We start from the raw sequence: 26,712 nt of genomic DNA on the forward strand, positions 1-26,712 counted from the left end.
CAGGATGCTCTCAACCGGGCGGCAGGGCCGCGAAATGCCTTATTCTTCGGCGTCGCCTTCAGCTTCACCTTCGCCCTCTTCAGCCTCAGCCATGGTGGCCGCGCGAGAGCCTTGCAGTGTTGCAATGGTGAAGTCGCGATCGGTGATGGTCGGCTCGGCGCCATCCGGCAGTTTGATCGCGGAGATGTGCACGCTGTCACCGATTTCCAGACCGGTCAGGTCAGCTTCGATGAATTCCGGAATATTGCCGGCGGGCACTTTCAGTTCAACTTCGTGGCGGACAACGTTCAGAACACCGCCGCGCTTGAGACCCGGGGAGTCTGCGTCATTGATGAAGCGGACCGGGATTTCGACGTTGATCTGGGAATCTTTGTCCACGCGATACAGGTCGATATGCATCGGCTGATCGGAGACCGGGTGGAATTGCACTTCACGCGCGATGACCGTCTGGGTCTCGCCCTCGTGGTTGAGCTCCAGCATATTGGTCAGGAACTGGCCGGTCAGCAGCGCACGACGCACTTCATTGCCGCGCAGCGTGATTGAAACCGGACCCAGCTTGCCACCATACAGAACACCCGGGACGAGGTCCTCACGGCGGGCAGCGCGAGCCGCGCCCTTGCCGGTACCTTCGCGAACGTCAACGGTCAGAACAATGTTCCCGCTCATGGGTCACAATCCTTAAATGCAAGCGCCGCCACATCAGCCGGGCGGCGAGGTGTTGGGCGTTGAGCCCCAATAAATCTTTCGAGCGGCGGGCTATAAACGAAACCCGACCGCCGTGCAACCGTATCGCCCAAGTGGACTCAGCTGCGATGACAGTGGGGCAGCCAGGCCGCCCCTATCACAACAGGCCTAGTCGAACAGTTTGGACACCGACTCATCGTTGGAAATCCGGCGGATGGCCTCACCCAAAAGCGGTGCGACCGACAGGTGCCGCAGTTTTTCGGTCTGGGTCGCGTCCGGTGCTTCCTGGATGGAATCGGTAATGACCATCTCGGAGAGTGCCGATTTGGCGATCCGGGCCTGGGCGTCATTGGACAAAACGCCGTGGGTGACATAGGCGGATACCGATGTGGCACCCTCGGACAGAAGAGCGGCGGCGGCATTGCACAACGTGCCGCCACTGTCGCACATATCGTCGAAGAGGATACAGGTCCGCCCCTTCACATCCCCGATGATATTCATCACCTCGGACACGCCCGCCTTGGGGCGTCGCTTGTCAACAATGGCGATGTCCACGTCGAGCAGTTTGGCAAGCGCGCGGGCGCGGACCACACCGCCGACATCAGGAGAGACGACCATCAGGTCATCCATATTGTAGTTCCGGCGGATATCATCCTCCATCACCTTGGTGGCGAAGAGATTGTCCGTGGGGATATCAAAAAAGCCCTGGATCTGACCGGCGTGGAGGTCGATCGTCAGCACGCGGTCTGCGCCGGCTTTGGAGACCAGATTGGCCACTAGCTTGGCGGAAATCGGCGTACGACCGCCGGTCTTGCGATCCTGCCGTGCATAACCGAAATACGGAATGACCGCCGTGATCCGCCGGGCGCTCGCACGTTGCAGAGCGTCGATACAGATCAGCAATTCCATCAGATGGTCATTGGCGGGACAGGAAGTCGACTGGATGATGAACACATCCTCGCCCCGCACGTTTTCGTCGATGCGGACAAAAATCTCGCCATCGGCAAAACGGGTAATTTCAACCGCCGTCAGCGGTGCGTCCAGATAATCGGCGATTGCCTGGGAGAGCGGCTCGTTAGAAGTGCCCGACATCAATTTCATGAGGAATCCCCTGCTCAGATTCGCGCTGACGCTTAACAGAGCGTGACAAATTCTTGAAGCCTTATTCCTCAGCCCGGGCGAAGCCCGGTGGTACCGGCTGGCCTGTGGCGTCGAGACAGACCACCTTGAACAGGGATCCCATCTGCTCAGTGTCGGTCAGACGCCAGATCTGCCGGGCGAGCGCGGCCTTGTGGGGCGGTGACTGCTCCATAAGGTAGGCGGCGCGTTGCTCCAGCCCCAGTTTCAAAAGGAATTCGCCCTGTTGCATCGGGCCATAGGCGGTGAGCCCGGCGTGTCGCGCATGATCGGCGAACCCGGCGAAATCGACGCGGGCCGTCAGGTCGGCCGTGCCGGGATCGTCCAGTGGATCGACTTTTTCGTGCTGGCGAATGGCCTGCAGTGTGTCACCGATTTCTGGGGAGGCCGGACCGTAATCGAAAAACAGGGCGCGGCCGGCATGCTCAGCGAATCGCGTGGCAATCATGTCGGCGACCTGTTGATCCCCTGGCCGTAACTCAACCAGGCTCAGATCCGGCGCGTCGCGCAGCGTATCCGGGATCAGCGCCTCGTCCACACCCAGAGGGGCGCCAAGGGAGAAGACAAAGGCATCATCTTTCAGGCTCACAACCCGTTCATGCCAGGTGCCGTCCTTACGCACAGCCTGTCTCAGGGGCAGGCAGTCCAGAAACTCGTTGGCCAGGATCAGGGAGGGCCCGGCAGGGATCATGTCCAGGCGATTGGACCAGCGGATATCAGCGCCTGTCTGGGACAGCGTGCGGGCCTGGACAGCCTTGAGGGCGGCGCTGGCTTCTACCAGATGCACCTGAACGGCATCGAGAAATCCCGGGGCGGCCCGACCGGCGCGCAGGGCATCGGCCATCATTGTACCCTTGCCCGGTCCCAGCTCGATCAGGTGAAACGGCTTGGGAGAACCGAGTTCGATCCAGCTCTGCGCCGCCCACAGGCCCATGAGCTCGCCAAACATCTGGCTGATCTCAGGGGCAGTGATGAAATCGGAACCAGCACCGATCGGGTCTTTGGTCGCGTAATAACCGGCCCGGGGGTCAAACAGGGCTTCGGTCATGAAGCTGGCAATCGAGAGCGGTCCCTCGTTGCGAATGCGCTGTCGAAGCTGCTCGGCAATCATGCGGCCTGGGTCCGGGTCTCGTCCTTCAGAGCCCGCCAGATCAGCCACGCTCCGCCGATAATCATCGGGATGGAGAGCAGCATGCCCATGGTGATCAGCCCTTGCAGGGCGTCGGGCATGTGGGCATCGGGTTCGCGCACGGTTTCCAGAATGGCGCGGAACAGGCCGTAACTCAGCAGGAACAGGCCGGTATTGAGTCCCGGACGGGCCAGTGACCGGAATTTCCAGGTGGCAATATTGACGATTGCGAACAGGGCCAGACCTTCCAGAGCGGCTTCATAGAGCTGGCTGGGGTGGCGCGGCAGGCAAAGACGGTCCGCAGCGAAGGTCATGGCCCACGGGCCATCCCACGGGCGTCCCCACAGCTCGCCATTGATGAAATTGGCCATGCGTCCAAAAAACAGGCCGATGGGCGTGACAACGGCCGCACCGTCGGCGATGCGCCACAGGTCGAGCCCTTTGCGCCGGGCGTAGAAGAATAGCGCCAGGGCGACGCCGATCAGGCCCCCGTGGAACGCCATGCCGCCATCCGTGATGCCCAGAACAATATCAAGCGGACGGGTCCAGATCATGTCCGGCATGTAGAACAGCACATAGCCCAGTCGTCCGCCGGCGATCACGCCCAGCGTGGCCCAGATCAGCAGATCATCCACCTGTTCCACCGAGAACGGGGCTGTGGCTTTTTTCGGAGCCTCGCCGCGATACCAGACCTGCGGTCGTCGGGCGAGGGCGGTCAGGTAGCGCCAGCCCAGGAACAGCCCGGCCATATAGGCGACTGCATACCATCGCAGGGCAAACGGACCGATCTCGAAAATGACGGGATCAATCAGGTCAAAACTGGCTTCGCAAACCTGCATGGAAAACTCCGGGGGAAACGGGTGCTGGCCTTCGTTTAATCGCTCCCCCGGACGGGGGCAAGGCGGTGATGGCAAGTGGCCGATCTGCGCGCGGGGCGCGGTGCAGGTGCAGATGTGACGTTCCGGCGCGTTGCGCTTTTTTGCCAAGACACGCATATAGAGCCGACAAACCGCTTGGATGGCCAGACCCGATGCAGACTCGCAACCCGCTTCTCAATGATTTCGCTGAACTGATGAGCGACGCCTTTGGCGCTGCCCAGGCTGCCGGTGAAGAAGCCCAGGCCGTGTTTCGTGCCCAGGCTGACCGCTTCGTGGCGGACATGGATCTGGTCAGTCGCGATGAGTTCGAGGCCGTCAAAGCCGCCCTCGTCGAGGCCCGTGAGGAGATCGAAGCCCTCAAGGCCCGGGTAGAGAGTGTGGAAACCGCCGCAGCCCAGGCCGCAAAGCCTGCGCCGACACGTAAGACAACGGCCCGCAAGGCCCCGGCGCGCAAGGCCCCGAGCAAGACCGCCAAGCCGAAATCCACAGACTGAATTTTTCAAGACCACGCTGTGTGTTGCGCCGGCTTCGTCCGAAGCCTACCGTTTGCTTGCGAAACGGTGTGAGTCGCCGCACAGACGAGGGAGAATGACCCATGGACCTGCTGTCAGATGATGTCACACATGCCGTTACCGATCCGCTTGATGCGGTCGAACAGGCGGTGATTGCCGAACAATACGCCTATGAGCGTGAAGATGAGGGCGAACTGCACATGACTGTGCCGGGCGCCTGGCGCGATCACCAGATCTGGTTTGCCTGGCGACCGGAACTGGATGCGCTGCACATCTGTGCCAGCCTCGATCTCAAGGCTCCCGCAGGACGAACCGCGCCGGTGTGCGAACTGATCACACGCTTGAACGAAAAGCTCTGGGTCGGTCATTTCGACCTGTGGGCGGATGAAGGTGCTATTGTCTATCGGCACGCCATGTGCCTGCCGGGGGGTGAGACTGTATCGCCGGCCCAGGCGGCTGCCATGATTGCAGCAGCCAAGGAGGCCGGTGAACGTTTTTATCCGGCATTCCACTTCCTCGTCTGGGGCGGTAAGACAGTGGAAGAGTCCGTGGCAGCGGCTATGTTCGAAACGGCCGGCGAGGCATAAACGAATGTCCAAAATTGGAAAAATTGCCCTGGTTGGGGCAGGCCAGATGGGGGGATCCATGCTGGCCGGTTGGCTCAGGAATAAACGGACCGGAATCAAGGCCGAGAATGTCGTGATCATCGATCCGGCACCGGCAGATTTCGTAGCCGACCTGATCGCCGAACATGAGCTGGCACACGAGCCCCAGATGACGGCGGCCCTGTCGACCACAATCGACATGGTCGTGCTCGCGGTCAAGCCGCAGATGTTTGACAAGATTGCCCCATTCCTGGCGCCTGCGCTGCGTGATGATTGCGCGGTCCTGTCGATCATGGCCGGCCTGACGATCAAGCGCCTGGCCGAGACCCTGGGCGAACGTCCGATTGTTCGAGCCATGCCCAACACACCGTCTGCGATTGGCGCCGGGATTTCGGTATGTGTTGCCAATGCCGCCGGGGATGATTTCCAGGACCAGGCGACCCGGTTGCTCAAGGTGGCAGGTGAGGTGGAATGGGTGCGCGATGAGCGTCTGATCGGACCGGTCACCGCCGTGTCCGGTTCCGGCCCGGCCTATGTCTTCCTGCTCGCCGAGGCTCTCGCAGGCGCCGGCTTCTCCGAGGGCCTGCCGCGGGAGCTCGCTGAAAAACTGGCCCGCCAGACCATTATCGGGGCCGGGGCCTTGCTGGCGGCATCGGATGACAAAACACCGCAGGAATTGCGCCGCGAAGTGACATCGCCGGGCGGGACGACTCAGGCCGCGATCGACGTGCTGATTGGTGGCGGGGGCGGATTGCCCGAACTCATTCGCCAGGCTGTGGGAGCGGCCGAACGGCGTTCCCGCCAGATGGGCGCCGTCAACGACTGACCAGGCCGTTTACTCCAGACGCAGGGTATCGTTCGGTGACAGAGGCAGGCTGAGCACGGCTTTCAGCCCGCCCAGCTCGCTGTCGTCCAATCGCAATTCACCCCCGTGGCTGCGGGCAACATCCCGGGCAATCGACAGGCCAAGGCCCACACCCTTACGATTTTGATTGCGCGCCTCGTCCAGTCGGCTGAAGGGTTTTATGGCATCTTCGCGCTGATCAGCGGGAATACCCGGACCGTCATCCTCAACCCAGATCTCGGCCCGTTTCTGGGTGGCGACAATAGTCAGACGGACCGTGTCGCCAAAGCTCAGCGCATTGGAGATCAGATTGTCGAGGCAGCGCTTGATCGTCAGCGGGCGAATCTCGACATACAGGCTGTCCGCGCCTTCCAGGCTCACCGCATGTTCCAGTCGTTGGGCATCGTCCACACTGGCCCGGGCCAGCACGGCCAGATCATGGCGTTCGGTGGCTTCATTGGCCTGACCCCGCGCGAATTCGAGATACTCATCGAGCATCTCCTCCATCTCCTTCACATCGCGCGTGGCCTCTTCGCGCTCCGTGCCTTCGGGCATCATGGCCAGCTGCAGGCGCAATCGGGTCAGCGGTGTGCGCAGGTCATGACTGACACCCGCCAGCAAGGTGGTCCGCTGTTCGATATGGCGTTTGATGCGGGCGCGCATTTCCAGGAAGGCATGGGCGGCTTCGCGCACCTCGGTGGCACCTGCGGGCCGAAAGCGTTCCACATCCCGGCCCAGACCGAATTGTTTGGCGGCCTCTGCAAGGCGTCGGATCGGCTTGACCTGATTGCGGATAAACACGATCGAGACCGCTGTCAGCAGTGTGGAGGCTCCGACAATCCACAGCAGAAAGATGTGACCGGTCGTGGCGAAGACCTGTTCGCGCAGCGCGATGAAGCGCAATACACCCCCGTCCACAGACACCCGGATATCCACGTAATTGCGATAGCGGGTGGTATCGAACCAGAAATCCGTTTCCAGCTCATCACTGAGAGAGCGTCTCAGGGTGCGGTCCAGCGTGCGGAAAAAGGACGAGCGCCGACTGGTGGGCAGAGCCTCGCCGGGGCGAAACTCGACCGACAACCCCATGGTGGCCATGGCCGTCGCAGACAGGGTTTCAAATGCTTGCGGGTCATCCGCGGTCTGCTCGTAAAGCGCCGTCATCATGGCGATATCGCCCGCGACACCTTCGGACAGGCGGCTGGTGACGGTCTCCCAGTGTTCCTCGAAAAAAGACCAGACCACGGCCACCTGCATCAGAGCGACGGGCAGGACTATGATCAGCAGGGTCCGACCGAACAGGCTTTTGGGCAGGAGGCTTTTGAGCATGGGGGCTATGAGCCTTCGTCAAAGACCGGATCAGCGGCCAGTCGGTAACCTTCCCCGCGCACGGTCTGCAGGTGCAAGGGTTCCTTGGGGTCGGGTTCGATCTTGCGACGAAGGCGGGTCACCTGCACATCCACAGCGCGTTCGCCGCCGCCGGTGCGTTCCGACAGTGCGAAGCGCGATACAGTCTGCCCTGGATTGGCCGACAGGGCGGACAGCAGAGCAGCCTCGCCGCCGGTCAGCCGGACAATCTCATCATTGCGGGTCAGGCGTTCGCGGTCGAGATCAAACATCCATTCACCAAAGGCCACCCGGGAGATGCCGGCACCAGCCGGCTTGGTCCGTCGTAGAATGGCGCTCAGACGCAGGAGCAATTCCTCGGGTTCAAACGGCTTACTCAGATAATCATCGGCGCCGCGTTTTAGGCCTTCAATCCGGTCGGTCGTCTCGCCGCGGGCTGTGAGCAGAAAAATCGGCGTGTCGGACGTTTTGCGAATGGTCTCGGTTAGTTCGAAACCGTCCATGCCGGGCATCATCACATCCAGGATAAGAATGTCGAAGGTGAGGGCTTTCAGCATGGAGAGTGCCTTGCCGGCATCTGGCGCCGTTGAAACCCGAAATCCGCCGCCCTGGAGATAGCGTTTGAGCAGGGTACGGATGCGGTCATCATCGTCGACCACAAGAATATGGGCGTCTTCACTTGCCGGACCGGTCATGCCGTCTCCCGTTTGCCTGATTGCACAATGCCGCCGCTTGCCCGATGTGACAAGCTGCGGACGTGGACGGCTCAATCCTGTTTTCGACGGAAATAGCCTGCGATGGTCAACAAGGTGAGCGCGGCGGTTGCCCACAGACCCGCAATCCAGAACCCTAGCACCCAGTCCAGAGCCAGCCAGCCAAGGGGTTGAGCGATCAGGGGAAACCCGGTGACCATCATCGCGAAGGTCGTCTTCACTTTGCCCATGACACTCACGGGTATGCTGGCCTTGTGGGAACCGCGTCCGCCTAGGCGCATATAGGTGATGGCAATATCACGCAGCACAATGACAATGACTGGCACGGCGACATGAACCGGCGTGTCGCCTGACAGGCCCAGGATCAGCGCATAGACCAGCAGATAACCATCCACCAGGAGCTTGTCGGCAATCGGGTCAAGCAGAGCTCCGAGCGCACTTTCAACCTGCCAGAGCCGCGCGAGATATCCATCCAGCCAATCTGTGATCGCGGCCAGGAAAAACGCCCCGACTGCGAAAATCGCCAGGGCCAGGGCTGCGCGGTCAAAGATCCCGCTCGCCCCAACCAGGGTTTCATCGCTCGCCAGATCGATCCAGGCCGAGACATACAGCGCCGCCGCGCCGGAGACGGCCAGGAAGATCCGGAAAAAGGTCAGCAGGTTGGGTATATGCGCGCGCATGGGGGTGCTCAGCTTTGAAACCACTCGAATATGCGTTTGGCCATGGCTTTGGATACGCCGTCAACTGCTTCCAGGTCAGCAAGCGCAGCATTGCGGACCGCCTTGGCGGATCCGAAATGGGCCAGGAGAGCTTTCTTGCGTGAAGGGCCGATACCCGGGATCTCGTCCAGCGGGTTATCGGTCAGAGCCTTCTTGCGTTTGGCCCGGTGACCGCCGATAGCGAAGCGGTGGGCTTCATCGCGCAGGCGTTGGAGATAATAGAGCACCGGATCATTCTGCGGCAGTTTGAACGGCGCCAGGCCGGGCAGATAGAAGGCTTCGCGCCCGGCATCGCGCTCCGGACCCTTCGCAATCGCGGCGATGGCGACGTCATTGACGCCCAGATCATCCATCACCTCCATCACCTTGCCCAGCTGGCCCTTGCCGCCATCGATCAAGACGAGGTCGGGCACGGCTCCCCCGTCCTCGCGCTCCTTGAGCATGCGAGAGAACCGGCGACGCAGCATGGCGGCCATCATGGCGAAATCATCATTTGTGGCGGCATCGTCACCGGTCATGTTGAACCGGCGATAATGGTTTTTCTCGAAACCTTCAGGCCCGGCCACAATCATGGCGCCAAGCGCATTCGTGCCCTGGATATGGGAGTTGTCATAAACTTCGATCCGGCTGGGGATCTCGTCCAGCTTGAACAGTTTTTGTACACCCTTCAGCAATTGCGCCTGGCTTGCACTTTCCGACAGGCGTCGGGCCAGGGCTTCGCGGGCATTGTGGGCGGTTTGATCGACCAGCTTCTTCTTCTCCCCGCGTTGGGGGGGGTGAACCTGCACTTTGCGGTCGGATTTCAGCGACAGGGCTTCGGCCAGGAGTTCGGCATCATCCAGCGCATGGGACGTCATGATCAGCGCAGGCGCGGGACGGTCATCATAGAATTGCGCGATAAAGGCTGCGAGCACGTCTTCGGGTGCGCTGTCGATTTCGTGACGCGGGAAGAAGGACTGATTGCCCCAGTTCTGACCCGCGCGATAGAAATAGACCTGCACACAGGATTTGCCGCCATCCTGTGCGATCGCAATGACATCTGCCTCTTCCACGCCATCAGGATTGATGCCCTGATCCGTCGTCACTGCCGCGATGGCCCGGATGCGGTCGCGCAGGCGGGCGGCCGTTTCGAAATCCATTGCATCGGAGGCGGATTGCATCTGCTCCTGTAGGGACTGGCGCAGCGCATTCGAGCGGCCACGCAGGAAAGCGCGGGCTTCATCGACCAACGCGTTGTAGTTTTCCGGGCTGACAAGATCCACACACGGACCCGCGCAGCGCTTGATCTGGTAGAGCATGCACGGGCGCGTCCGGCCCTCATAGACACTGTCCGAGCAGGTGCGCAGCAGAAAGGCTTTCTGCAAGGTGTTGATCGTGTGGTTGACCGCCCCGACCGAGGCAAACGGACCAAAATAATCACCCTTTGTCTTTCTGGAGCCGCGGTGTTTGGTCAGGTGAGCGGCTGAATGATCGCGCCGGATGAGGATGTAGGGAAAGCTCTTGTCGTCGCGCAGCAGGATGTTGAAGCGCGGTTTGAGTTTCTTGATCAGATTGGCTTCTAGCAGCAACGCCTCGGTTTCAGTGCCGGTGACCATGAATTCCATCGTTCGCGTCAGCGCGATCATCAGCGCAATGCGATTGGAATGCCCCCGACCATTGGCATAATTGCTGACGCGATTTTTCAGATTGCGGGCCTTGCCGACATAAAGCACCGCCCCATCTTCGCCGAGCATGCGGTAGACACCGGGTTTGGGCGGTAGATGGCGGACATAGTCCGCAATGATCGCGTGGCCTGTCCGGGGGTCAGCCGAAGACGGGGTTTGCGTCTCATCCATCACCGGGCCATCAATGGCGTCCGATTGTGGATCGGCTGGATTTTGATTCGAGGACGTCATGACAGACAAGATCGCGCTGGTAACCGGGGGCGGCAAGCGGCTGGGTGCGAAAATCGCTGCGGCTCTGGGCGAGGACGGATACCACGTCATTATTCACTACAACAGTTCGGCGACCGAGGCGCGTGCCGTCGAGACCCGGATCCGCGATGCCGGCGGCTCTGCAGAGACGGCCCAGTTTGAAATGGGTGACAGTGCCGGTGTGGCGCGGTTCATGGCGGACCGGGGCCGGGTGGATGTACTGATCAATTCGGCGTCGATTTTCGAGATGGACCGGCCGGAGGATGTCGCGGCGGCCGAGCTGGAACGGGCCATGCGTGTCAATCTGATGGCGCCGGTCCTGCTGGCCTCGCAGATGGCCCGCCATCATGAGACCCGCGCCTCCGGCGCGATCATCAATATTCTCGATCAGAAGCTTTTCAATCTGAACCCGGACTTCTTTTCCTACACTCTGTCGAAACATGCGCTTTTGGGCGCGACAACCACCATGGCCATGGCCTTTGCACCGCGTGTGCGGGTGAATGCCATCGCGCCGGGCATTACCCTGCCATCGGGTGGACAAAGCCAGGAAGAGTTCGAACGGGCCCACCGCATGAATCCGATGCAGGGTGGCTCTACCCCCGCCGATATCATCCGCACCATGCGTTTCATCCTTGCGACACCGGCCATGACAGGGGAGACCCTTATTGTGGATGGTGGTCAGCATCTCGACGCGCGCAATGGCGATGTGATGTATGCCACGGGTGTTCCGGAGGACGAACCACGTTGAGACTGGATCAAGTGATCGAAAACGCGCTGGCCAATGCCGTTGGCGAGGACGTGTTTATCTACCGCCTGGAAGGCGTGAAGCTGGATGTCGAGATCGGCATTCACGATTATGAGCGGGGCCGTCGGCAGCGTGTGCTTGTGGACGTCGTGACGATGGTCAGCTCATCCTGGTCCGGCCAGGACGATATCGAAGCCGTGGTTGATTATGATTATCTGCTACACGGAATTGAGGCTTTGTCCGCTCGCCAGTTTGACCTGCAGGAAACCCTGTGCGGGGCGATCCTGGACGTGGCCTTGAGTCCCGGGGCCGTGATTGCAGCCCAGGTCACCACACGCAAGGTCGAGGCGTATGACAAGGCGGATGCTGTGGGCCTTACGCGTTTCAGGCGAAAAATGTGACCCGTTTGCAGCGTTTTTTACGAAAACGCGCACGATTTTGACGAAAACCTTTCCCTTTTGTCATCACGCAGCCATGCTTCACAGCTATAGGCGAGATGCCTTTTGTATCTTGGGGAATGGGCTATGCGTGCTTTTCTTATTGGACTGATTCTGGGAGCGCTCCTTGCTGTGGGCGGTCTTTTCTATTTTGGTCGTGCTGACTTCACCGGTGTTCCGGTGGTCGAAGGCGCGGCGGACAAACTCTCCGCCATGATCCACGGCGAAGAAACCGTTGCCGAAGAGGCCGCTCCGGTGGCTGACGAGGCCGACGCTCCGGCTGAAGACGCTCCGGCTGCTGAAGCTCCGATGGCGGACGAGATGGTTGAAGAGACCGTCGAAGACGCTGTTGAAAACGTCGCTGAAGAGGCTCCGGCCGAAGGCGAAGCCATCGTGGAAGACGCTATCGAGACTGTCGAAGATGCGATCCAGGCGGCTGAAGATCTGGCGGAAGACGCCAATCCGGACTCAGACAACTAAGGTCTGGTCCGAGACGAATGTGATGAAGGGGCGTGCCGATGGGGCGCCCCTTTATTGTGCGCGCCGCCCTGTCTTGAAGGGCCCGCCTTGCCATTGCACCCTTGTGATGCTCATCTCAGGTTCAGCGATGCGGCCGATAGTGGGGCTTCGTTTGAGAGGGGTATGATGATGCAACGTCGACATTTTATTCTCGCGGGACTGGCCGCATGCGCGGCGCCCACCGGTCTGGCCTCGCTCGCCCAGGCTCAAGGTTTCAGTCAATCACGCGCAGCGGACGGGGTGCGTGAAGCGCTGACCCAGGCCGCCCGACTGGCCACGACCCGTCTGGGACGTCATGACGGATTTTGGGGCGACCCGGTTGTGCGTATTCCTCTTCCGCGTGAGATCGCGGCCGTTCAGTCCCGCCTGCGCCCGCTGGGGCTGTCGGGCTATATTGATGATATCGAGCTGAGCCTGAACCGGGCCGCGGAAACGGCGATGCCCGCCGCGCGCGATATTGTGGTGAATTCAGTGTCTCGCATGACCGTCCAGGATGCGGTGGGTATTGTGCAGGGCGGGGATACGTCCGCGACGGACTATCTGCGCCGGGCATCCGGTCCCCGACTGGGCGAGTTGCTGGAGCCGAGAATGCAAGGGACTTTGCGGGATGCGGGGGCCTATGCGGCGCTGGACCGTGTCGAACCCTATGTGGACCAGGGCAATTCCTTCCTCAACCGGTTTGGTCTCGGGCGCGTCAATACACAGGATCTCGCGGATCAGGTCACCGATCATGCGGTCGACAAGGCGCTGGATGGGGTCTTCCACTATATCGGAGTTGAGGAACGGGCGATCCGCCGGGATCCGCTGGGACAGGCCTCGGCGCTTCTGCGTCAGGTATTTGGCTAGGCGGGCGGGCTCTCTCTCGCCCCGCCAGGCGGGGCGAGGGAATCAGACGGCCGCGAGTGCCGAATGGGCCAGAACGGCGATATAGGACACATAGCCCAGCGTGAGCAAAACACCCAGGATCCGTCCAATCGACAGGCGCGCCAGGATAATGCCCAGAATGACCAGGGTTGCGCCCAGCATGACCCACATATCGAGGCTGTAGAACGCCTGAGGCACGGGCAGGGGATGACCGGCCAGAGACGCTGCAACGGCGGTGGCCCCGCCGACCGCAAACACGTTGAACACATTTGAGCCGAGCACATTGCCGATGGCCAGATCGGCTTGTTTGCGGATCGAGGCCATGACGACTGTTGCCAGTTCCGGCAGTGAGGTGCCGAAAGCCAGTGCGGTCAGACCAATCAGGGCCGGATCGACATGCAGGGCTTCGGCTGCGGCCGTGCCCCCGGCGACAATCATCTGGGCGCCGATCGGCAGGCCGACCAGACCGAGCACAATGGCACCGATAATCATCGGCATGCGGCCAGGCAGGCCTTCCATACCGTCCAGATCCGTCATCTCCTGGAGGGTCGGATCATCCGTTGTACGCTGTGACAGGATGGCGAGAATGCTGACATAGGCGATGATGAGACCGAACAGGATCAGGCCTTCGGTCAGCGTGATGACGAGATCATAACCGGTCGCAAAAAGCGCAAACGCAGCGATCAGCGCAATAATGGCATTGCGGCGCACACCCGGCGTGGTGGTCTTGATGGCCCCGAACACCGCGGGCAGGCCCAGAACCAGCAGGAAATTGGCGATGTTCGAGCCGACGATATTGCCGAGCGCCAGTCCCGGTGCACCATTCAGGGCCGACTGGACCGAGACCACAAGTTCAGGGGCGGATGTGCCAAAGGCGATAATGGTCAGGCCGACAAACAGCGGGGGCAGCTTCCACTTGCGGGCAAGGGCTGCGCTTCCACGAACAAGCAGGTCTCCTCCAAACAGAAGGACAACCAGACCAGCCAGAATCAGGCTGATGTAAACCGGTGCGGCCATGACAGGGTGTACGCGTCAGGACTTAGTCGAAACGACGATATTCGATGAGGTTGAGAAGGCCGAAAAGAGCCGCCACAAGACCCAGAGCAATAAGCGCAGCCATGGTATCACATCCCGAACTGAGGCCGGTCGTGCCATTCACGCCCGGTCGATAACTGATTGGGCACAGATAGCGTGAACAATGCCCTCTGGCTAGGAGGAGGCTTCATATGAATTGGCGCTTGGCATTTGAACCGGTTCTGACCCCTGTTTTCCGGACATGGTGGCGCGTATCGCGCGGCATGACACTGGGGGTGCGCGGTTTTGTCCAGGATGAACAGGGCCGCGTGGTTCTGGTGCGCCATACCTATATGCCCGGCTGGTATCTGCCTGGTGGCGGGGTCGAGCGGGGCGAGCCGGTCGCGACGTCACTGGTTCGGGAATTGCGCGAGGAGGCCGGGGTGGATCTCACCGAGCCGCCGGAGTTTTTGGGAATCTATTCCAACCACAAGGCCTTTCGCGGGGATCATGTCGTGGTGTATCGGGCGCGTGGCTGGACCCCCTGTGAACCGGATTTTCGCGGGGAGATCGATGCGCTCGAATGGTTTGACCCGGAGGATCTGCCTGAGGAGGCCACATCGGCAACCCGGGCCCGGATCGCCGAAGCGCTCGGGCAAAAACCAGTCTCACCGTATTGGACAGATTAGACGCCCCGCAAGGACTGGACGGGTTTCACGCGCCGGGCCGGGTGTAAGCGTGAAGTGGTGGTGTGTCGACCCCGCGCTTTGCGAGGGTTGTCGATTGCCGGGCCGGCACACCACCGGGCGCACAATCACACTCTCGCAGAGCCGCGCTGAACGCGGGCTGACTGCAAATGTCGCAATTTCGCCGGAAAGCCGACAGGTGGTATTGCGAGATGAGTTGCAAAATCAGTCAGGATTTTCTTTGCTGTAACTGTTTTCGCCCACAGTCTGGGGGAAATCGATTCGGGACGACAAAAGAGCTGCCATTTTGGACCAGGCTGACACAGACACGCCGGAACGCGGGGGAACGGCGCGACCGGAAGCGCTGGACACGGCGATGGGGTGGCTGGGGCAAGCCGCTCCGGCGCTCGCAGCGCTATTGTGTATCATCCTGATTTTTATCTCGGTTTCGTTTGGTGAACGCGAATTGCGACGCACTGCGCGTGAATCGGTGCGTGACACGCTGGAAACAGTGATGGGCAGCGCCATCCAGCGTTTCGAGGCCTGGGCCCGTCAAAAAGAAGTCGATGTCGCGATCTGGTCGGATGATGACCAGATTCATGAGAGTTTGATCAATCTATTGGAGGCCTCCACACGGGCTGAACTCGCCGATGCCAAGGCCCAGGCCGATTTGCGCATGGAATTGGGCGAATGGCTGGGGCAGAGGGGGTATGGTGGTTATTTCGTCCTAGCGCCGAATGGCACCGTTCTGGCCAGTACCCGAACTGAACTGATTGGCCTTCCGATTCCGATTCTCGACTTGCTCGACCGGGATCACCTGATGGGTGAGGGGGCGCATCTGACCCTGCCCGTACGTGCCGGCGAGGTGGGTATTGGCCAGAGTGCCGCGATCGAAACCCCAGATACCCTGATGTTTGTGGTTGCTCCGATTGCCTTGGATGATGAGCCAGCAGCCGGGTTTCTGGTTTTCGAGATCGATCCTCAAGCCGAGGCAAATGCGATTTTCCAGGGTGCGCGGACCGGCTTGTCGGGCGAGACCTACGCCATCGACCGGGGTGGGCGTCTCCTTTCGGAATCGCGTTTCAACGACCAACTGACGGATTGGGGCCTCCTGCGTGCGGGCCAGAGCTCGGCGCTGACACTAGCTGCTCGCGATCCGGGCTTTCAGCTTGATAGTCCGACGCGCACCTTGCCCGATCTTGTCAGCTTGCCGCTGACGGAGGCCGCTCGCTCGGCGACGATCGGTGAACGCGGCGAGAACCTGGTCGGTTATCGGGACTATCGGGGTGTTCCGGTGATCGGGGTGTGGGCCTGGATCGAGCACCGACAGTTTGGTGTGATCACCGAAATGGATCTTGCCGAGGCCTTTTCCGGCGCCAACAAGGCACGCGCGGTTCTCAGGGTTTTTGCCGTGGCGGTGGCGCTGGCTTTCATCCTGCTCACGGTCTTGTTCAACGCACACCGTACCATCATCCAGCAGCGTGCTCGGGCCATTGAAGACACCCAGCAGAACCTGCGGCGTATTTTGATGACCGCCGCGGAAGGCATTTATGGTGTGGATGGTGAAGGACGATGCACGTTTATCAATCGCCAGGCCTGCCAGATGACCGGGTTCAGCGAGGAAGAGGTCATCGGGCGCTCGGTGCATAGCCTGATCCACCACTCCCGGTCCGATGGATCCCTCTTCCCGCAGGAAGAGTGTGATCTGCACGGCGGCCGTGTGGCCAGTGTGGAAGGCCGGATGGAGTATTACTGGACCAAGTCGGGTCAGTCTTTCCCCGTCGAGGTGTCCATGTCCCGCGTGGATGCGGACGATCCCAAATCCGGCGCCGTGATCACTTTCCGGGACGTGTCCCAGCGCTTGCGCGACGAACTCGCCTTGCGTCGCTACGCCCAGGAATTGAAGCGTTCGAACGCAGAATTGCAGGAGTTTGCCTACGCCGCCTCGCACGATCTTCAGGAGCCCTTGCGCAAGATTCAGACTTTCGGTCAGCGGCTCTCCAACAAGTATGCGGGCGAGCTGGATGAGTCGGGCGAGCTTTATATCGACCGCATGGTCAATTCCGCGACCCGCATGCGTCAGCTGATTGATGATCTTCTGAGCTATTCGCGGGTCAATACCAAGAGCACGGCATTCCTGCCCGTTGATCTGAATACAGTGGTCAGCGAGGTTTTGTCCGATCTGGAGCCGCGGATCCAGTCCTTGGGGGCGACAGTGCGGATTGAAGGTTTGCCGGCGATCGAGGCCGATCCGACCCAGATGCAGCAACTTTTCCTGAATCTGGTCTCCAATGCGCTCAAATTCCATCGCACGGGCGTGAAACCTTCCGTGTCCATTGATGGATCGATCGAAGTGGGAGAGAGTGGCGCCGTCGCCCGGATCGCAGTGGCCGATAATGGAATTGGTTTCGATCCGAAGCATGGCGAGCGTATCTTTGGCATGTTTGAACGTCTGCATGGACGTGACGAGTATGAGGGCACCGGTGTGGGCCTGGCGACCTGTCGCAAGATCGCCGAACGCCATGCCGGCAGTCTCACGGCCTGGGGGGAGCCCGGGGCCGGAGCCGTATTCACACTGGTTTTGCCGATCCGACAGGCAAATCTGGGCTAGACAAATCCGGATCGTCCGGAGAAAAACAAGACAGACACGGTGAGGAAGACATAGATGAGCTCTGAAAACCGGCTTTTCACCATCTTGATGGTGGATGACGACCCTGATGACCGGCTGCTGTTTAAGGAAGCCTGTGAGGAAGTGCGCCTGCGCAATCCGATCGAGTTTCTGGAGAATGGCGAGCAGTTGATCGACTATCTCAAGCGCCAGGGTGATTATGCCGGACGGTCTGGAGAGCCCTATCCCGGTGTGATCCTGCTCGATCTCAATATGCCGTTGAAAGACGGGCGTGAGGCGTTGGAAGAGATCAAGTCTGATCCGGACCTGCGTCACATTCCGATCGTGGTACTCACCACGTCCAAGAGCGAGGACGACATCCTGTCCTCCTATGGTCTGGGAGCCTCCTCCTACATCGTGAAACCGATCTCGCTGGATCGACTGATGCGGGTGGTCAATTCCATAGGTGAATACTGGGTGGAGATCGTCCAGGTGCCGAGTGCGGACGTCGCTGATCCCAGCGAGGCATAATCGCCTTTTCTAGCCATATTTCGAGGTTTTTGAGTCTGGGCGCGTCGCCAGACTTGATACACTCAACCTGTCTGGAAGCAGACAGATCGGGGGGGATCGCTCCGTGATCTGTCATGCCAGAGGGAGGTGTGGTCGTGCTGTGTGCTCGTGTACGCAATACCCGCGAACCGTCGAACCGTATCGACGCGTCCTTGGCTCTTACCGTGATTTTGGGCATCACTCTGGTGCTGATCGCGAACATGAGCCTGACCGGTCCAGCTGACGCCCGGCCCGTCACCAGGACAGGCACGCCCCCTGCGAGCATGCCGATACAGCCAGTTTTCCCGTCAGACCCGGCCGCCCCGACAGACCTGGCCAGTCCGCGTGAACAGCCGAGGGGGATGGACAATGCCTTTGGTCATATCGTTCGTGTGCATGTCGAAGACACTCAATTCGATGCGCTTTTTTCTGCAGATGGCGGGTATGCAGACAGCCGTGGCGTGGCCGGGCGCTGGAGGTATGACGGCCAGCTTTGCATTACAGTGAACACCCGGCAGGGACCGTCAACAAACTGCGGGCCGTGGAACCCGGATCTGGTGGCCGGTGATGTGTGGCAAACCGGGGGCTGGTCGGATGATGACCGTATCGTCCGGATTGAACTCATCCCGATTCGGGCGTGGTAGGACCGGGCAGTCAGCGCGTATTCATCCGTCGTGCCGGAAGATGATTGCGGTTTTCGCCTGTCAGGCGAAGTGGGAAGACCCTTGCCGTGCGAGCCTCTAGTTTGCGGTGAGCCGGGCGAGGGGCCGGTTTTGGCCATGATTGTCTGTCACGCAGGTGTTTTACCCTGGCGGCGGCAATCCCGGGAGGGGTTTCAATGTTTGGTATGATGGCGCGCTCTGGCGCAACTGTGACAGCGTCCATGATCATGGCCCTGGCCATGCTGCTTTTGCTGGGCGTCTATGCGCCGCTCTGGCTGCACTGGGTGCAGGACGGGGCGGATCTGATCGAGCGCGGGGTCACCTCAACCGGTCTGCCCAGTCGTTACAATGTCTGGGTCGGCATTTTCGCTGCGTCGGAAGCGATTGTTATTCTGATCTTCACGATCATTGCCCGCATCCTTCTCGCCTTTGTTCTGGCACCGGTCTCCAGTTCCGTGCGCAAGCGCGGTGTGGTGGGGTTGGTGTCCAGTATCGGCTCGATGACCACCTCACTGTTCTTTGCGTTCATCCTGGGCATTCTCATGCTGGTCGGGCTGGGCGTCGTCGCCCCCGAAATGCTGGATGGTCTCCTGTCGGGTGCCGGCTGGGTCGAAAACGGTCTCGAAAACACCGGTCTGCCGTTCCGCTGGAACAATATCCTCCGCTTGCTGATCGCGGATGATCAGATCCTGCTTCTGTTCTTCACCATCCTGGCCCGCCTGATCATCGCGGGCATCGCAACGGGATTGCAGCGTCTGATCTTCCGCAAGGGCTAGGCACTCAAGGCCCTGGCCAGCAAGGGCAGGCTTACATCCATGCGGAAATCGACCGAGGAGTGAGTGCCCGCGAACTCCTCGTAGACATGGGTGATACCCATCGCAGAGAGACGACGGGTCAGGCGGCGCGCGCCGTAGAGCAGGTTGTACTGATCAGCGTCGCCGCAATCGATATACACGCATTTGAGGGATTTGACGGCCTCCGCATGGGATTCGATCAGGTTGAGCGGGTCCCAGGCCAACCACTGGTCCCAACGTGCCTCGATGCGTTCACATGTATCCATCGTGACCGGCAGGCGAATGCCCAGATAGCTGTCCGGATCGGGATCATAGGTCGCCGCCAGACCCAGGATCATCAAAGCGTGAAGGTCATCGCCCCGCACTGTGTCGGCGGCTTCGAACGCAGCGATAAAGCGTTCAACCGACCCGCCGTGCTTGTCGAGCCGTCGAAGGGTATGGGCGAAATCGGTGGCCAGCATCAGATCAAACCCGACATCACCGGAATGGCTGGCGATGGCGGACCAGGTGTTCGCATACAACATGCCGTGCACGAGGGCGCCATACCCACCCGAACTCTTGCCAAACACGCCGCGTCGGCCCGCGCCGCCGCACCCGAACTGCGTCTCGATGGCGGGTAGCATGTCCTGGGTCAGCCAGTCGGCCCAATCCCCCATGGCACGCGAATTGATGTATTGATTGCCGCCCAGCCGGGTGAAACAGTCCGGAAACGCGATGACAACGGGCGGCATTTCGCCGGAGGCGATAAGGCGGTCGGCGCGTTCGGGGACATTCTCTCCGAAATTGAGCCAGTTGGTGTGTTTGGGGCCACCGGAGGTATAGCCCACCAGATCGACCAGCAGTGGCAGGCCCGCCCCGTCATGCCCGTGCGGGATGTAGAGATCGACGCGGCGACGCGTGGGGTCGCCCAGCATGTTGGATTCCAGGCGTGGACTATCGAGATAGATCGACCGGATCTCTCCGGTCGGGATTGACGGATCGCGACGCAAAATCTCCCCCTCAAGCTCTGTTGGCTGTCGAGGTGCAGAGTATCCACCAAAATTCCGCAATCAACTCCTTGAGGCGGGGGGGCAATCACGCAATGGTTCGACATGAGCATTGAGAAGACCTATATCTGCGCCAATCAGCTTCTGGCGGACAGTTTCCGACTGGGGGCCAGCATCCTCGAGAGCGGGTTCGGGCCGACACATATTGTCGGTGTCTGGCGAGGCGGCGCGCCGGTTGGCATCGCCGTTCAGGAATTTCTAGAATACAAGGGGCTCAAGACCGATCATATCGCTCTGAGGACCTCGTCCTATACAGGGATTGACCAGCAATCACGCGAGGTTCGTGTGTTCGGCGAAGGGTATCTGGTCGACACGCTCAATGCTGATGATCGGCTGCTGATCGTGGATGACGTGTTCGATAGTGGTCGATCGGTCGAAGCGATTTTGCGTGTATTGAAAGCCAAATGCCGACGCAATTTCCCCGTCGATGCCCGTATTGCGACGGTCTATTACAAGCCCACACGCAATGCGACCGAGCTGACACCGGACTTCTATGTGCATGAGTGCGATGAGTGGCTGGTTTTTCCACACGAGATCTGCGGACTGACACCCGAGGAAATCGCTCAAAAAGGTGCTGTCGCTGAGGTGCTGGGCGTGTCGGAGGCCGAGAAGGCCTGATCATGGCGTTGGTCACAGAGGCTCAGATTCGCGGTCTGGTCCTGGTGGCCGAAGGCACGCTGAACCCGGACCAGTTTGCCCTTTGGAACACGATCCGGATTGAGCCCGAAGTCTGGTTTGGTGAGGATGCCCAGATACACGGTATCGGTTTCTGGGTGATCGCCCAGGAAGGCGCCAACATCATCTGGTATGACAGCCTTGCGGAACAATTCTGTGCGGGCACTGCGGATGAGCCCAACACGATTCCCACTGATATTGTCCAGGCAGCTCGAAGTCTCGATGGCCTATTCTCGTCCCTGGACCTTGATGCCTGAAGACCAGCGAATATGTCTAGACAATGAGTAGTGTTTGACTACCGTAAGAGGCGGGTTTGGGGACTCGCTCTTACGATATGACACTTCGCCGACCAAAGCTTCTGACCGTTAATGGTGTGCTCTATTGGGGGCTCCTGGCGCTTTATGTTTTTGGATCCAGCCGTGGGGTCCTGTGGCTCTTGCGCGATGTGAGCGTTCGGCTTGATCCATCCCGCTCAGCCCGGCTCCCGCAGGACTATGTTCAGTTCGTGGAGAGCGTAAGCTGGGGACAGCAGGCTGTGTTTGCGATCAGCATGGTGTTCATGTGGGGGGCGTCGATTGCCATGCTGAGACAATCCCGCTGGGCGCTTCATTTCCAGGGCGCTGCGTTTTTTGCCTATGCCGTCGACTGGATATTGTCCGCCAATGCCGGTTACGACATGTTTAAAACATCAGGTGCGATCGGCCTTATCGCCATGCTGATAGCGGCCGGCGTCCTGATCATCCTGATTGTGCGCGGTGAGTTATACCGCAAGGCGTTCTAGGCGTCGTCGAGACCAATGTCGAAATTCGGCGCGGAATGGGTGAGTGCGCCAATCGAGATGACGTCAACACCGGTCTCTGCGATCGGGCGAACCGTGTCGAGAGTGACCCCGCCGGACGCTTCAAGAATGACCCGGCCGCGCGCGGCCGCGACCGCTTTGCGCAGGTCTTCCAAACTGAAATTGTCGAGCAAAACACTCTCTGCGCCCGCATCGATGGCTTCAGGCAATTGGTCGAGCCGGTCGACTTCCACCGCCACACGCGTCATGTGTCCAGCATAGGTGCGCGCAGCACTGACCGCCGCGTCGACACCACCGCACACCGCGACATGATTGTCCTTGATCAAAATGGCATCGTCGAGACCATAACGATGACGCGAGCCGCCGCCCGCTTCCACAGCCTGTAACTCGAAGGGGCGCAGACCCGGTGTTGTCTTGCGCGTGTGGGCGATCTTCACGCCGGTGCCTGCGACAGCGTCCACATACTGCCGGGTGAAGCTGGCGACACCGCTCATGCGACCGAGGAAATTCAACGCGATGCGTTCTGCGCTCAAAAGGGCACGGGCATTGCCATGTACTGTGGCCAGGATATCGCCCGGTTCAATCCGGTCTCCATCCCTGACCTGTTCGCTGAAACTGGCGTCGGGATCCATCTGCCAGAAGGCTTCCGCAGCCGGTTCCATGCCGCACACCACGCCGGTCCCGCGGGAGCGGATGTAGAATTTCGTGTTCGTGCGTGCGGGGATGCAGGCAATGGCAGTGATATCACCGCGGCCACCCTGATCTTCGGCCAGCGCCCGGGTCACCATCTCGGTCACGAGATAGCGCGGCAAGGGGGAAACAGTCATGGGGTACTCCTATTCCGCAGGCAAACGTCGCGCGACATAAGTCATTGCGGCGTCCACTTCCAGCCCTGAAATGGGTGAAAGCAAATCAAACAGCGTCAGAGCGCTATGTTGTGCCGTGTGGGCGGTGTCCGGAAAGTCCGTCCGGAAGTGTCCGCCCCGGCTTTCCTCTCGTTCAAGGGCGGCCTGAACAATGAATTGTGCCGCGAGAAGCGCATGGGCATCGCCATGGCGATGACGCCACTGGCGGATGAGGTCCAGCAATTCGGCCAGCCCGCTCGCATTGCGTTCGACACCGGCCATCCGGCTCATCGCCTGACGCAGACGCTGCAGGACGTGGGGGGGCAGATCGGGCGCCGGTTCAACCGGATCGGCAGGCGGGCTGAGGCTGTCCGGCGGGGTCATGCCCAAGGCCGTTGCACATCGGGCCGCAGCGACCAGCCCCTCGGCCAGGGAGTTGGACGCCAGGCGATTGGCGCCATGCAATCCACTGGACGCACATTCACCTACGGCCCACAGCCCCTTCACCGTCGTGCGCCCGTCAATATCGGTTTTCACACCGCCCATATGATAATGCGCCGTCGGTGCGACCGGGATCGGGTCGACACGTGGATCCAGTCCGGCACGTTGGCAGGCCGCAAACACGGCCGGAAAGCGCTCGGGAAATGCGTCGCCTATGGCCTCACGGCAATCCAGGAAGGCGCCCAGACCGCGGGCGTTCTGGCGATGAACAGCCCGTGCGACGACATCGCGCGGGGCCAGCTCTGCTAGTTCATGCACTGTCTTCATGAAGCGCCGCCCCTGACGATCAATCAGGTGTGCGCCTTCTCCGCGCAGGGCTTCCGTACACAGCGGCGCCGGATCGAGATCGGCATTGAGTGCGGTGGGGTGGAATTGCACAAATTCCGGATCCTGGATTACCGCCCCCAATGCACTGGCCATGGACATGGCCTGGCCCTGAGCGGTGGAAGGGGTGGTCGTCAGGCCAAACAGTCCGCCCGCTCCGCCCATGGCCAGCACGGTTGCGCGGGCGGCGAGAGGCACATCGCGGTCGTGCGGATCGCGTGCCAGCACACCGCGGCAACCGGTTTCATCGCCCAGCAGGGCCATAGCACGCCAGCCTTCACGGATCTCGATATGCTCTGCGGCTCGCACGGCCTCGATCAGCGTGTTCATGATCGCCGCACCGGCGCCATCACCCTTCACGCGGGCAACACGGTGTGCGGAATGGGCCGCTTCGCGTGAGAGCGACCAGTCAGACCCGCTGCGCTCGAACGGCGCACCGATCGCAGCCAGCGCCTGGACTTCCGCCGCCGCGCCCTCAGCCAGGGCGTGGGCCGCATCGGCCTCGACCAGACCGGCACCGGCCATCATCGTGTCGCGCGCATGCAGGGTCGGGCTGTCATCACCCGCCAGAGCAGCAGACACCCCTCCTTGTGCCCAGCCAGACGCGGCGCCTTCACCCAGCGGCGCACCGGTAAGCAACACGACCTCGCGCGGCGCCAATTTGAGCGCCGCCCACAGGCCGGCAATGCCGGCTCCGATGATGAGAACGGGGCGGGTCATCGTGACCCTCCTGGGTTAGAGGGTGACCAGATCGACCGGTTTTTCCTGGGCCTTCGGATCGAAGCTGGCGGGAACCGCCGGCTTGGGAAGATCCAGCATGGCCTGAACCGAGCGACGGGCGCCTTCGATGATAGTGTCGTCGACCTCGACCTCGTGCTGGCCGAAACGCAGGCAGTCATAGATGTTTTCCAGCGTGATGCGTTTCATGTGAGGGCACAGATTGCATGGCCGCACGAAATTGATCTCTGGAACCTCGACAGCAACATTGTCGCTCATGGAGCATTCGGTGAGCAAAACCGCAGTTTTCGCACCGCTCTTGCGCGCCCAGTCTGCCATGGCAGCCGTGGAGCCGGCGAAATCAGCAGCCTGAACAACGTCGAGCGGGCTTTCCGGGTGGGTGATGATCACAACGCCCGGATAGGCATCGCGCATGTCCTGAATGTCCTGCGGCGTGAATTGCTCATGCACTTCACAGCTTCCGGCCCAGGTGAGGATTTTCACATCCGTCTGGGCGGCCACATTCTTGGCCAGATACTGGTCGGGCAAGAGAATGACCGTGTCCGAGCCCAGGCTTTCCACGACCTGAACCGCATTGGAGCTGGTGCAGCAGATATCGCACTCGGCTTTCACATCCGCGCTGGTATTCACATAGGTCGCGACAGGGATGCCCGGATAAGCGGCCTTGATCCGACGGACATCTTCACCCGTGATGGAGCTGGCCAGGGAACACCCGGCTTCCGTGTCGGGGATCAGGACGGTCTTTTCCGGGGCCAGAACCTTTGCGGTCTCGGCCATGAAGTGCACACCCGCCTGCACGATCACATCGGCGTCGCTGTCCGCCGCCATGCGCGCCAGCCCCAGGCTGTCGCCCATCAGATCGCCGACGGTGTGGAAGATGTCCGCGGTCATGTAGTTGTGCGCCAGGATGACGGCGTTCTTCTCTTTTTTCAGCGTGTTGATGGCGTGGATCAGCGGCGCCTTCTGGGGCCATTCTTCCGGAGTCACAACGTGTTTCACGCGTTCATAAAGATGATCCGTCGCGGCTTTGACCTCATCCGTATAGGGCAGGGTGTAAGCGTTTTTTGCGTTGGAATCCGTGACCGGTTTCGTCCAGGTTTGGCCGTCCATTGTCCCCTCCACTTGTACTCGAAATGAGCATTATTGGGTGCTGAAAACAGGCGGTCCGGTCGAACCGCCTTATGCTCGAAGTGAGCCTATGTCTGCGACCTATATATGCTCACTGTGAGCATAGCGCAAGCGCCCAAGTGGAAAAGACTTCGGGCTCACGCGAAGGTGAGCCCGTTGATGCTTCTGCTGTGGTGTGAAGCGAGTTTAGTTTTCCAAAAACGCACCCTGTGTCGTCGCGGCCTGGGCGAGAACATTTTGCTGGTTCTGGGCGTAAGGGGGGGAGGTTTCGACGGATTCAAACGCCGGAGTCAGGCCCTCTTCGGGTTCTGTCGCAGCATCTCCAAGGACCGGAGCATCGGCTTCAGTGACGGCATCGGTAATCTGCGGGTTCACAATTTCATTGGGTTCAGCGTCCGCCTGCATAACCGGGGGCTGGGCATTGGCGGGTTGAAGGGGCGCGGACAGGGTCAGAAGGGTCGCGGTGGCGAGGGTCGAAATCATGCGTGTGGTCTCCATGAGTTTCACCCTTGGTAGCAGGGCTTGATTGCGCAAGCCTGAAGATGCGGCCGCAAATTGTCTCTATGGCGTGGGGCTGGCGACCGGAGACGTTGGTCTAGAACGGCGCCGGGCTTTCAAAACTCACAGGAGCGCCTCCGTCGGGATGGCGAAAGGCCAGGCGCTCCGCATGCAGGCATAATCGCTCGCGCGCCGCGACAATCGGGTCGGGTGCATAAAGGTTATCGCCCAGAATGGGATGTCCGAGCCATTGCAGGTGCAGGCGCAGTTGATGACTGCGCCCCGTCAGCGGGTGGAGGCGTACGCGTGTATGATCATGCGCGCGCTCCAGTACGGTCCAGTCCGTGATCGCCTGCCGGCCGATCTCGTGATTGATGTGTTGTTTCGGCCGGTTGGGCCAGTCTGTGATCATGGGCTGATCGATACGGCCACAGTCTTGCGCAATCTGTCCTGATGCCAGCGCCAGATAGGATTTTTCGGTCTGGCGTTTTTCAAACTGCAGGCCGATATGGCGATGTGCCGAGGCGGTCAGGGCGAGCACAATCACCCCGGACGTGTCCATATCCAGACGATGCACGATGCGGGCTTGGGGAAAGGCGTGTTGCGCTCTGGATTCCAGGCAGTCCTTCCGGTCGGGACGATTGCCCGGGACCGTCAACAGGCCGGACGGCTTGTCCAGCACCAGGATATGCTCATCAGCATGCAGTATGGGCAAAGGGCCGGGCGGCGGCGGTGAATAGACATAGGGGCGGGGGCTGGACGGCGAAGTCGCGTCATTCCCCGGAGGCCGGGTCGACAT

Annotated in this window: 30 protein-coding genes; 15 read left to right on the forward strand and 15 right to left on the reverse strand. The window is 60.6% G+C overall.

Annotation, left to right across the window (positions count from 1 at the left end):
- Positions 1–39: 39 nt before the first annotated feature.
- The 4 genes from RMQ97_RS05025 to lgt form a co-directional block, all read right to left on the reverse strand.
- Positions 40–666: a 50S ribosomal protein L25/general stress protein Ctc gene (locus tag RMQ97_RS05025; protein ID WP_413659759.1), complete on the reverse strand. Its 627-nt coding sequence runs from the start codon at positions 664–666 to the stop codon at positions 40–42.
- Between the two features lie 186 nt (positions 667–852).
- On the reverse strand, positions 853–1,785 hold the full coding sequence (locus RMQ97_RS05030; RefSeq protein ID WP_413659760.1) for a ribose-phosphate pyrophosphokinase: 933 nt from the start codon (positions 1,783–1,785) through the stop codon (positions 853–855).
- Between the two features lie 61 nt (positions 1,786–1,846).
- Positions 1,847–2,980, reverse strand: coding sequence for a class I SAM-dependent methyltransferase (locus RMQ97_RS05035; protein WP_413659761.1), 1,134 nt, complete (start codon positions 2,978–2,980; stop codon positions 1,847–1,849).
- Complete coding sequence (gene lgt / locus RMQ97_RS05040) at positions 2,929–3,789, reverse strand: prolipoprotein diacylglyceryl transferase (protein WP_413659762.1); 861 nt, start codon at positions 3,787–3,789, stop codon at positions 2,929–2,931. Before lgt ends, RMQ97_RS05035 begins: the two co-directional genes overlap by 52 nt.
- Before the next feature lie 191 nt (positions 3,790–3,980).
- On the opposite strand from lgt, the gene RMQ97_RS05045 reads away from it, so the two are divergent.
- The 3 genes from RMQ97_RS05045 (at position 3,981) to proC (ending at position 5,771) form a co-directional block, all read left to right on the forward strand.
- Positions 3,981–4,322, forward strand: a complete 342-nt coding sequence (locus RMQ97_RS05045) for an accessory factor UbiK family protein (RefSeq protein WP_413659763.1) — start codon at positions 3,981–3,983, stop codon at positions 4,320–4,322.
- A gap of 101 nt (positions 4,323–4,423) precedes the next feature.
- Complete coding sequence (locus RMQ97_RS05050) at positions 4,424–4,927, forward strand: YbjN domain-containing protein (RefSeq protein ID WP_413659764.1); 504 nt, start codon at positions 4,424–4,426, stop codon at positions 4,925–4,927.
- A gap of 4 nt (positions 4,928–4,931) precedes the next feature.
- Positions 4,932–5,771: a pyrroline-5-carboxylate reductase gene (gene proC, locus RMQ97_RS05055; protein ID WP_413659765.1), complete on the forward strand. Its 840-nt coding sequence runs from the start codon at positions 4,932–4,934 to the stop codon at positions 5,769–5,771.
- A gap of 9 nt (positions 5,772–5,780) precedes the next feature.
- On the opposite strand, the gene RMQ97_RS05060 is transcribed toward proC, so the two are convergent.
- The 4 genes from RMQ97_RS05060 to uvrC all read right to left on the reverse strand — a co-directional run bounded on the left by RMQ97_RS05060 (position 5,781) and on the right by uvrC (position 10,463).
- Positions 5,781–7,118 carry an ATP-binding protein gene (locus RMQ97_RS05060; protein ID WP_413659766.1) on the reverse strand — a complete coding sequence of 446 codons (1,338 nt, stop codon included), beginning with the start codon at positions 7,116–7,118 and terminating at the stop codon, positions 5,781–5,783.
- A 5-nt stretch (positions 7,119–7,123) separates the two neighbouring features.
- The gene (locus RMQ97_RS05065) at positions 7,124–7,831 is read right to left on the reverse strand and encodes a response regulator (RefSeq protein ID WP_413659767.1); all 708 of its coding nucleotides are present in this window, start codon (positions 7,829–7,831) and stop codon (positions 7,124–7,126) included.
- A gap of 71 nt (positions 7,832–7,902) precedes the next feature.
- Entirely contained in the window at positions 7,903–8,529 is a 627-nt protein-coding gene (locus RMQ97_RS05070) for a CDP-alcohol phosphatidyltransferase family protein (RefSeq protein ID WP_413659768.1), read from the reverse strand.
- An 8-nt stretch (positions 8,530–8,537) separates the two neighbouring features.
- The gene (uvrC, locus tag RMQ97_RS05075; RefSeq protein WP_413659769.1) at positions 8,538–10,463 is read right to left on the reverse strand and encodes an excinuclease ABC subunit UvrC; all 1,926 of its coding nucleotides are present in this window, start codon (positions 10,461–10,463) and stop codon (positions 8,538–8,540) included.
- Between uvrC and RMQ97_RS05080 the strand changes: the two genes are divergently transcribed.
- The 4 genes from RMQ97_RS05080 to RMQ97_RS05095 all read left to right on the forward strand — a co-directional run bounded on the left by RMQ97_RS05080 (position 10,462) and on the right by RMQ97_RS05095 (position 13,028).
- Positions 10,462–11,229 (forward strand): SDR family oxidoreductase, encoded by a 768-nt coding sequence (locus RMQ97_RS05080; protein ID WP_413659770.1) that lies wholly within the window; start codon positions 10,462–10,464, stop codon positions 11,227–11,229. The two genes, uvrC and RMQ97_RS05080, sit on opposite strands and share 2 nt — an antisense overlap.
- On the forward strand, positions 11,226–11,627 hold the full coding sequence (locus tag RMQ97_RS05085) for a dihydroneopterin aldolase (RefSeq protein WP_413659771.1): 402 nt from the start codon (positions 11,226–11,228) through the stop codon (positions 11,625–11,627). The genes RMQ97_RS05080 and RMQ97_RS05085 overlap by 4 nt, the downstream gene beginning before the upstream one ends.
- Positions 11,628–11,750: 123 nt before the next feature.
- Positions 11,751–12,143 (forward strand): hypothetical protein, encoded by a 393-nt coding sequence (locus tag RMQ97_RS05090; protein ID WP_413659772.1) that lies wholly within the window; start codon positions 11,751–11,753, stop codon positions 12,141–12,143.
- Positions 12,144–12,311: 168 nt separating this feature from the next.
- Positions 12,312–13,028 carry a DUF4197 domain-containing protein gene (locus RMQ97_RS05095; RefSeq protein WP_413659773.1) on the forward strand — a complete coding sequence of 239 codons (717 nt, stop codon included), beginning with the start codon at positions 12,312–12,314 and terminating at the stop codon, positions 13,026–13,028.
- 42 nt (positions 13,029–13,070) lie between these two features.
- Here the strand turns inward: RMQ97_RS05095 and RMQ97_RS05100 are convergent, their stop codons facing one another.
- A complete protein-coding gene (locus tag RMQ97_RS05100) occupies positions 13,071–14,063 on the reverse strand; it encodes a calcium/sodium antiporter (protein ID WP_413659774.1) in 993 nt (330 codons plus the stop codon).
- A gap of 209 nt (positions 14,064–14,272) precedes the next feature.
- Here RMQ97_RS05100 and RMQ97_RS05105 point away from each other — a divergent pair, with 209 nt between their 5' ends.
- The 5 genes from RMQ97_RS05105 to RMQ97_RS05125 all read left to right on the forward strand — a co-directional run bounded on the left by RMQ97_RS05105 (position 14,273) and on the right by RMQ97_RS05125 (position 19,341).
- Entirely contained in the window at positions 14,273–14,749 is a 477-nt protein-coding gene (locus RMQ97_RS05105) for an NUDIX domain-containing protein (protein WP_413659775.1), read from the forward strand.
- Positions 14,750–15,053: 304 nt separating this feature from the next.
- Positions 15,054–17,357 carry an ATP-binding protein gene (locus RMQ97_RS05110; RefSeq protein WP_413659776.1) on the forward strand — a complete coding sequence of 768 codons (2,304 nt, stop codon included), beginning with the start codon at positions 15,054–15,056 and terminating at the stop codon, positions 17,355–17,357.
- 54 nt (positions 17,358–17,411) lie between these two features.
- Entirely contained in the window at positions 17,412–17,885 is a 474-nt protein-coding gene (locus tag RMQ97_RS05115) for a response regulator (RefSeq protein WP_413659777.1), read from the forward strand.
- 113 nt (positions 17,886–17,998) lie between these two features.
- Complete coding sequence (locus RMQ97_RS05120; protein ID WP_413659778.1) at positions 17,999–18,547, forward strand: hypothetical protein; 549 nt, start codon at positions 17,999–18,001, stop codon at positions 18,545–18,547.
- 194 nt (positions 18,548–18,741) lie between these two features.
- Entirely contained in the window at positions 18,742–19,341 is a 600-nt protein-coding gene (locus RMQ97_RS05125) for a hypothetical protein (protein WP_413659779.1), read from the forward strand.
- Here the strand turns inward: RMQ97_RS05125 and RMQ97_RS05130 are convergent.
- Positions 19,338–20,348, reverse strand: coding sequence for an alpha/beta hydrolase (locus tag RMQ97_RS05130; RefSeq protein WP_413659780.1), 1,011 nt, complete (start codon positions 20,346–20,348; stop codon positions 19,338–19,340). The two genes, RMQ97_RS05125 and RMQ97_RS05130, sit on opposite strands and share 4 nt — an antisense overlap.
- Positions 20,349–20,450: 102 nt before the next feature.
- Here RMQ97_RS05130 and RMQ97_RS05135 point away from each other — a divergent pair, with 102 nt between their 5' ends.
- The 3 genes from RMQ97_RS05135 (at position 20,451) to RMQ97_RS05145 (ending at position 21,861) form a co-directional block, all read left to right on the forward strand.
- Positions 20,451–21,023, forward strand: coding sequence for a phosphoribosyltransferase (locus RMQ97_RS05135; protein WP_413659781.1), 573 nt, complete (start codon positions 20,451–20,453; stop codon positions 21,021–21,023).
- A 2-nt stretch (positions 21,024–21,025) separates the two neighbouring features.
- Complete coding sequence (locus RMQ97_RS05140) at positions 21,026–21,337, forward strand: hypothetical protein (RefSeq protein WP_413659782.1); 312 nt, start codon at positions 21,026–21,028, stop codon at positions 21,335–21,337.
- A 77-nt stretch (positions 21,338–21,414) separates the two neighbouring features.
- Positions 21,415–21,861, forward strand: coding sequence for a hypothetical protein (locus RMQ97_RS05145; RefSeq protein WP_413659783.1), 447 nt, complete (start codon positions 21,415–21,417; stop codon positions 21,859–21,861).
- On the opposite strand, the gene nadC is transcribed toward RMQ97_RS05145, so the two are convergent.
- From nadC to RMQ97_RS05170, 5 genes are all read right to left on the reverse strand, one after another.
- Positions 21,858–22,706 carry a carboxylating nicotinate-nucleotide diphosphorylase gene (gene nadC / locus RMQ97_RS05150; RefSeq protein ID WP_413659784.1) on the reverse strand — a complete coding sequence of 283 codons (849 nt, stop codon included), beginning with the start codon at positions 22,704–22,706 and terminating at the stop codon, positions 21,858–21,860. The two genes, RMQ97_RS05145 and nadC, sit on opposite strands and share 4 nt — an antisense overlap.
- Positions 22,707–22,715: 9 nt before the next feature.
- Positions 22,716–24,269: an L-aspartate oxidase gene (locus RMQ97_RS05155; RefSeq protein ID WP_413659785.1), complete on the reverse strand. Its 1,554-nt coding sequence runs from the start codon at positions 24,267–24,269 to the stop codon at positions 22,716–22,718.
- A gap of 15 nt (positions 24,270–24,284) precedes the next feature.
- A complete protein-coding gene (gene nadA, locus RMQ97_RS05160; RefSeq protein WP_413659786.1) occupies positions 24,285–25,397 on the reverse strand; it encodes a quinolinate synthase NadA in 1,113 nt (370 codons plus the stop codon).
- A 204-nt stretch (positions 25,398–25,601) separates the two neighbouring features.
- The gene (locus RMQ97_RS05165) at positions 25,602–25,913 is read right to left on the reverse strand and encodes a hypothetical protein (protein WP_413659787.1); all 312 of its coding nucleotides are present in this window, start codon (positions 25,911–25,913) and stop codon (positions 25,602–25,604) included.
- 97 nt (positions 25,914–26,010) lie between these two features.
- A complete protein-coding gene (locus tag RMQ97_RS05170) occupies positions 26,011–26,712 on the reverse strand; it encodes an RluA family pseudouridine synthase (protein WP_413659788.1) in 702 nt (233 codons plus the stop codon).

The sequence above is a fragment of the Maricaulis sp. D1M11 genome (assembly GCF_047308265.1).
In the GTDB taxonomy this organism is placed as follows: Bacteria; Pseudomonadota; Alphaproteobacteria; order Caulobacterales; family Maricaulaceae; genus Maricaulis.

Excerpts from the sequence above, each read along its gene's own strand:
- uvrC (WP_413659769.1), bottom strand. The coding sequence starts at position 10,463 with ATGACGTCCTCGAATCAAAATCCAGCCGATCCACAATCGGACGCCATT.
- RMQ97_RS05045 (WP_413659763.1), top strand. The coding sequence starts at position 3,981 with ATGCAGACTCGCAACCCGCTTCTCAATGATTTCGCTGAACTGATGAGC.
- RMQ97_RS05135 (WP_413659781.1), top strand. The coding sequence starts at position 20,451 with ATGAGCATTGAGAAGACCTATATCTGCGCCAATCAGCTTCTGGCGGAC.
- proC (WP_413659765.1), top strand. The coding sequence starts at position 4,932 with ATGTCCAAAATTGGAAAAATTGCCCTGGTTGGGGCAGGCCAGATGGGG.
- RMQ97_RS05155 (WP_413659785.1), bottom strand. The coding sequence starts at position 24,269 with ATGACCCGCCCCGTTCTCATCATCGGAGCCGGCATTGCCGGCCTGTGG.
- RMQ97_RS05115 (WP_413659777.1), top strand. The coding sequence starts at position 17,412 with ATGAGCTCTGAAAACCGGCTTTTCACCATCTTGATGGTGGATGACGAC.
- nadA (WP_413659786.1), bottom strand. The coding sequence starts at position 25,397 with ATGGACGGCCAAACCTGGACGAAACCGGTCACGGATTCCAACGCAAAA.
- RMQ97_RS05065 (WP_413659767.1), bottom strand. The coding sequence starts at position 7,831 with ATGACCGGTCCGGCAAGTGAAGACGCCCATATTCTTGTGGTCGACGAT.
- RMQ97_RS05165 (WP_413659787.1), bottom strand. The coding sequence starts at position 25,913 with ATGGAGACCACACGCATGATTTCGACCCTCGCCACCGCGACCCTTCTG.
- RMQ97_RS05025 (WP_413659759.1), bottom strand. The coding sequence starts at position 666 with ATGAGCGGGAACATTGTTCTGACCGTTGACGTTCGCGAAGGTACCGGC.
- RMQ97_RS05125 (WP_413659779.1), top strand. The coding sequence starts at position 18,742 with ATGTTTGGTATGATGGCGCGCTCTGGCGCAACTGTGACAGCGTCCATG.
- RMQ97_RS05090 (WP_413659772.1), top strand. The coding sequence starts at position 11,751 with ATGCGTGCTTTTCTTATTGGACTGATTCTGGGAGCGCTCCTTGCTGTG.
- RMQ97_RS05070 (WP_413659768.1), bottom strand. The coding sequence starts at position 8,529 with ATGCGCGCGCATATACCCAACCTGCTGACCTTTTTCCGGATCTTCCTG.
- RMQ97_RS05060 (WP_413659766.1), bottom strand. The coding sequence starts at position 7,118 with ATGCTCAAAAGCCTCCTGCCCAAAAGCCTGTTCGGTCGGACCCTGCTG.
- RMQ97_RS05050 (WP_413659764.1), top strand. The coding sequence starts at position 4,424 with ATGGACCTGCTGTCAGATGATGTCACACATGCCGTTACCGATCCGCTT.
- RMQ97_RS05170 (WP_413659788.1), bottom strand. The coding sequence starts at position 26,712 with ATGTCGACCCGGCCTCCGGGGAATGACGCGACTTCGCCGTCCAGCCCC.
- RMQ97_RS05105 (WP_413659775.1), top strand. The coding sequence starts at position 14,273 with ATGAATTGGCGCTTGGCATTTGAACCGGTTCTGACCCCTGTTTTCCGG.
- RMQ97_RS05080 (WP_413659770.1), top strand. The coding sequence starts at position 10,462 with ATGACAGACAAGATCGCGCTGGTAACCGGGGGCGGCAAGCGGCTGGGT.
- RMQ97_RS05145 (WP_413659783.1), top strand. The coding sequence starts at position 21,415 with ATGACACTTCGCCGACCAAAGCTTCTGACCGTTAATGGTGTGCTCTAT.
- RMQ97_RS05120 (WP_413659778.1), top strand. The coding sequence starts at position 17,999 with ATGCCAGAGGGAGGTGTGGTCGTGCTGTGTGCTCGTGTACGCAATACC.
- lgt (WP_413659762.1), bottom strand. The coding sequence starts at position 3,789 with ATGCAGGTTTGCGAAGCCAGTTTTGACCTGATTGATCCCGTCATTTTC.
- RMQ97_RS05030 (WP_413659760.1), bottom strand. The coding sequence starts at position 1,785 with ATGAAATTGATGTCGGGCACTTCTAACGAGCCGCTCTCCCAGGCAATC.
- RMQ97_RS05095 (WP_413659773.1), top strand. The coding sequence starts at position 12,312 with ATGCAACGTCGACATTTTATTCTCGCGGGACTGGCCGCATGCGCGGCG.
- nadC (WP_413659784.1), bottom strand. The coding sequence starts at position 22,706 with ATGACTGTTTCCCCCTTGCCGCGCTATCTCGTGACCGAGATGGTGACC.
- RMQ97_RS05140 (WP_413659782.1), top strand. The coding sequence starts at position 21,026 with ATGGCGTTGGTCACAGAGGCTCAGATTCGCGGTCTGGTCCTGGTGGCC.
- RMQ97_RS05100 (WP_413659774.1), bottom strand. The coding sequence starts at position 14,063 with ATGGCCGCACCGGTTTACATCAGCCTGATTCTGGCTGGTCTGGTTGTC.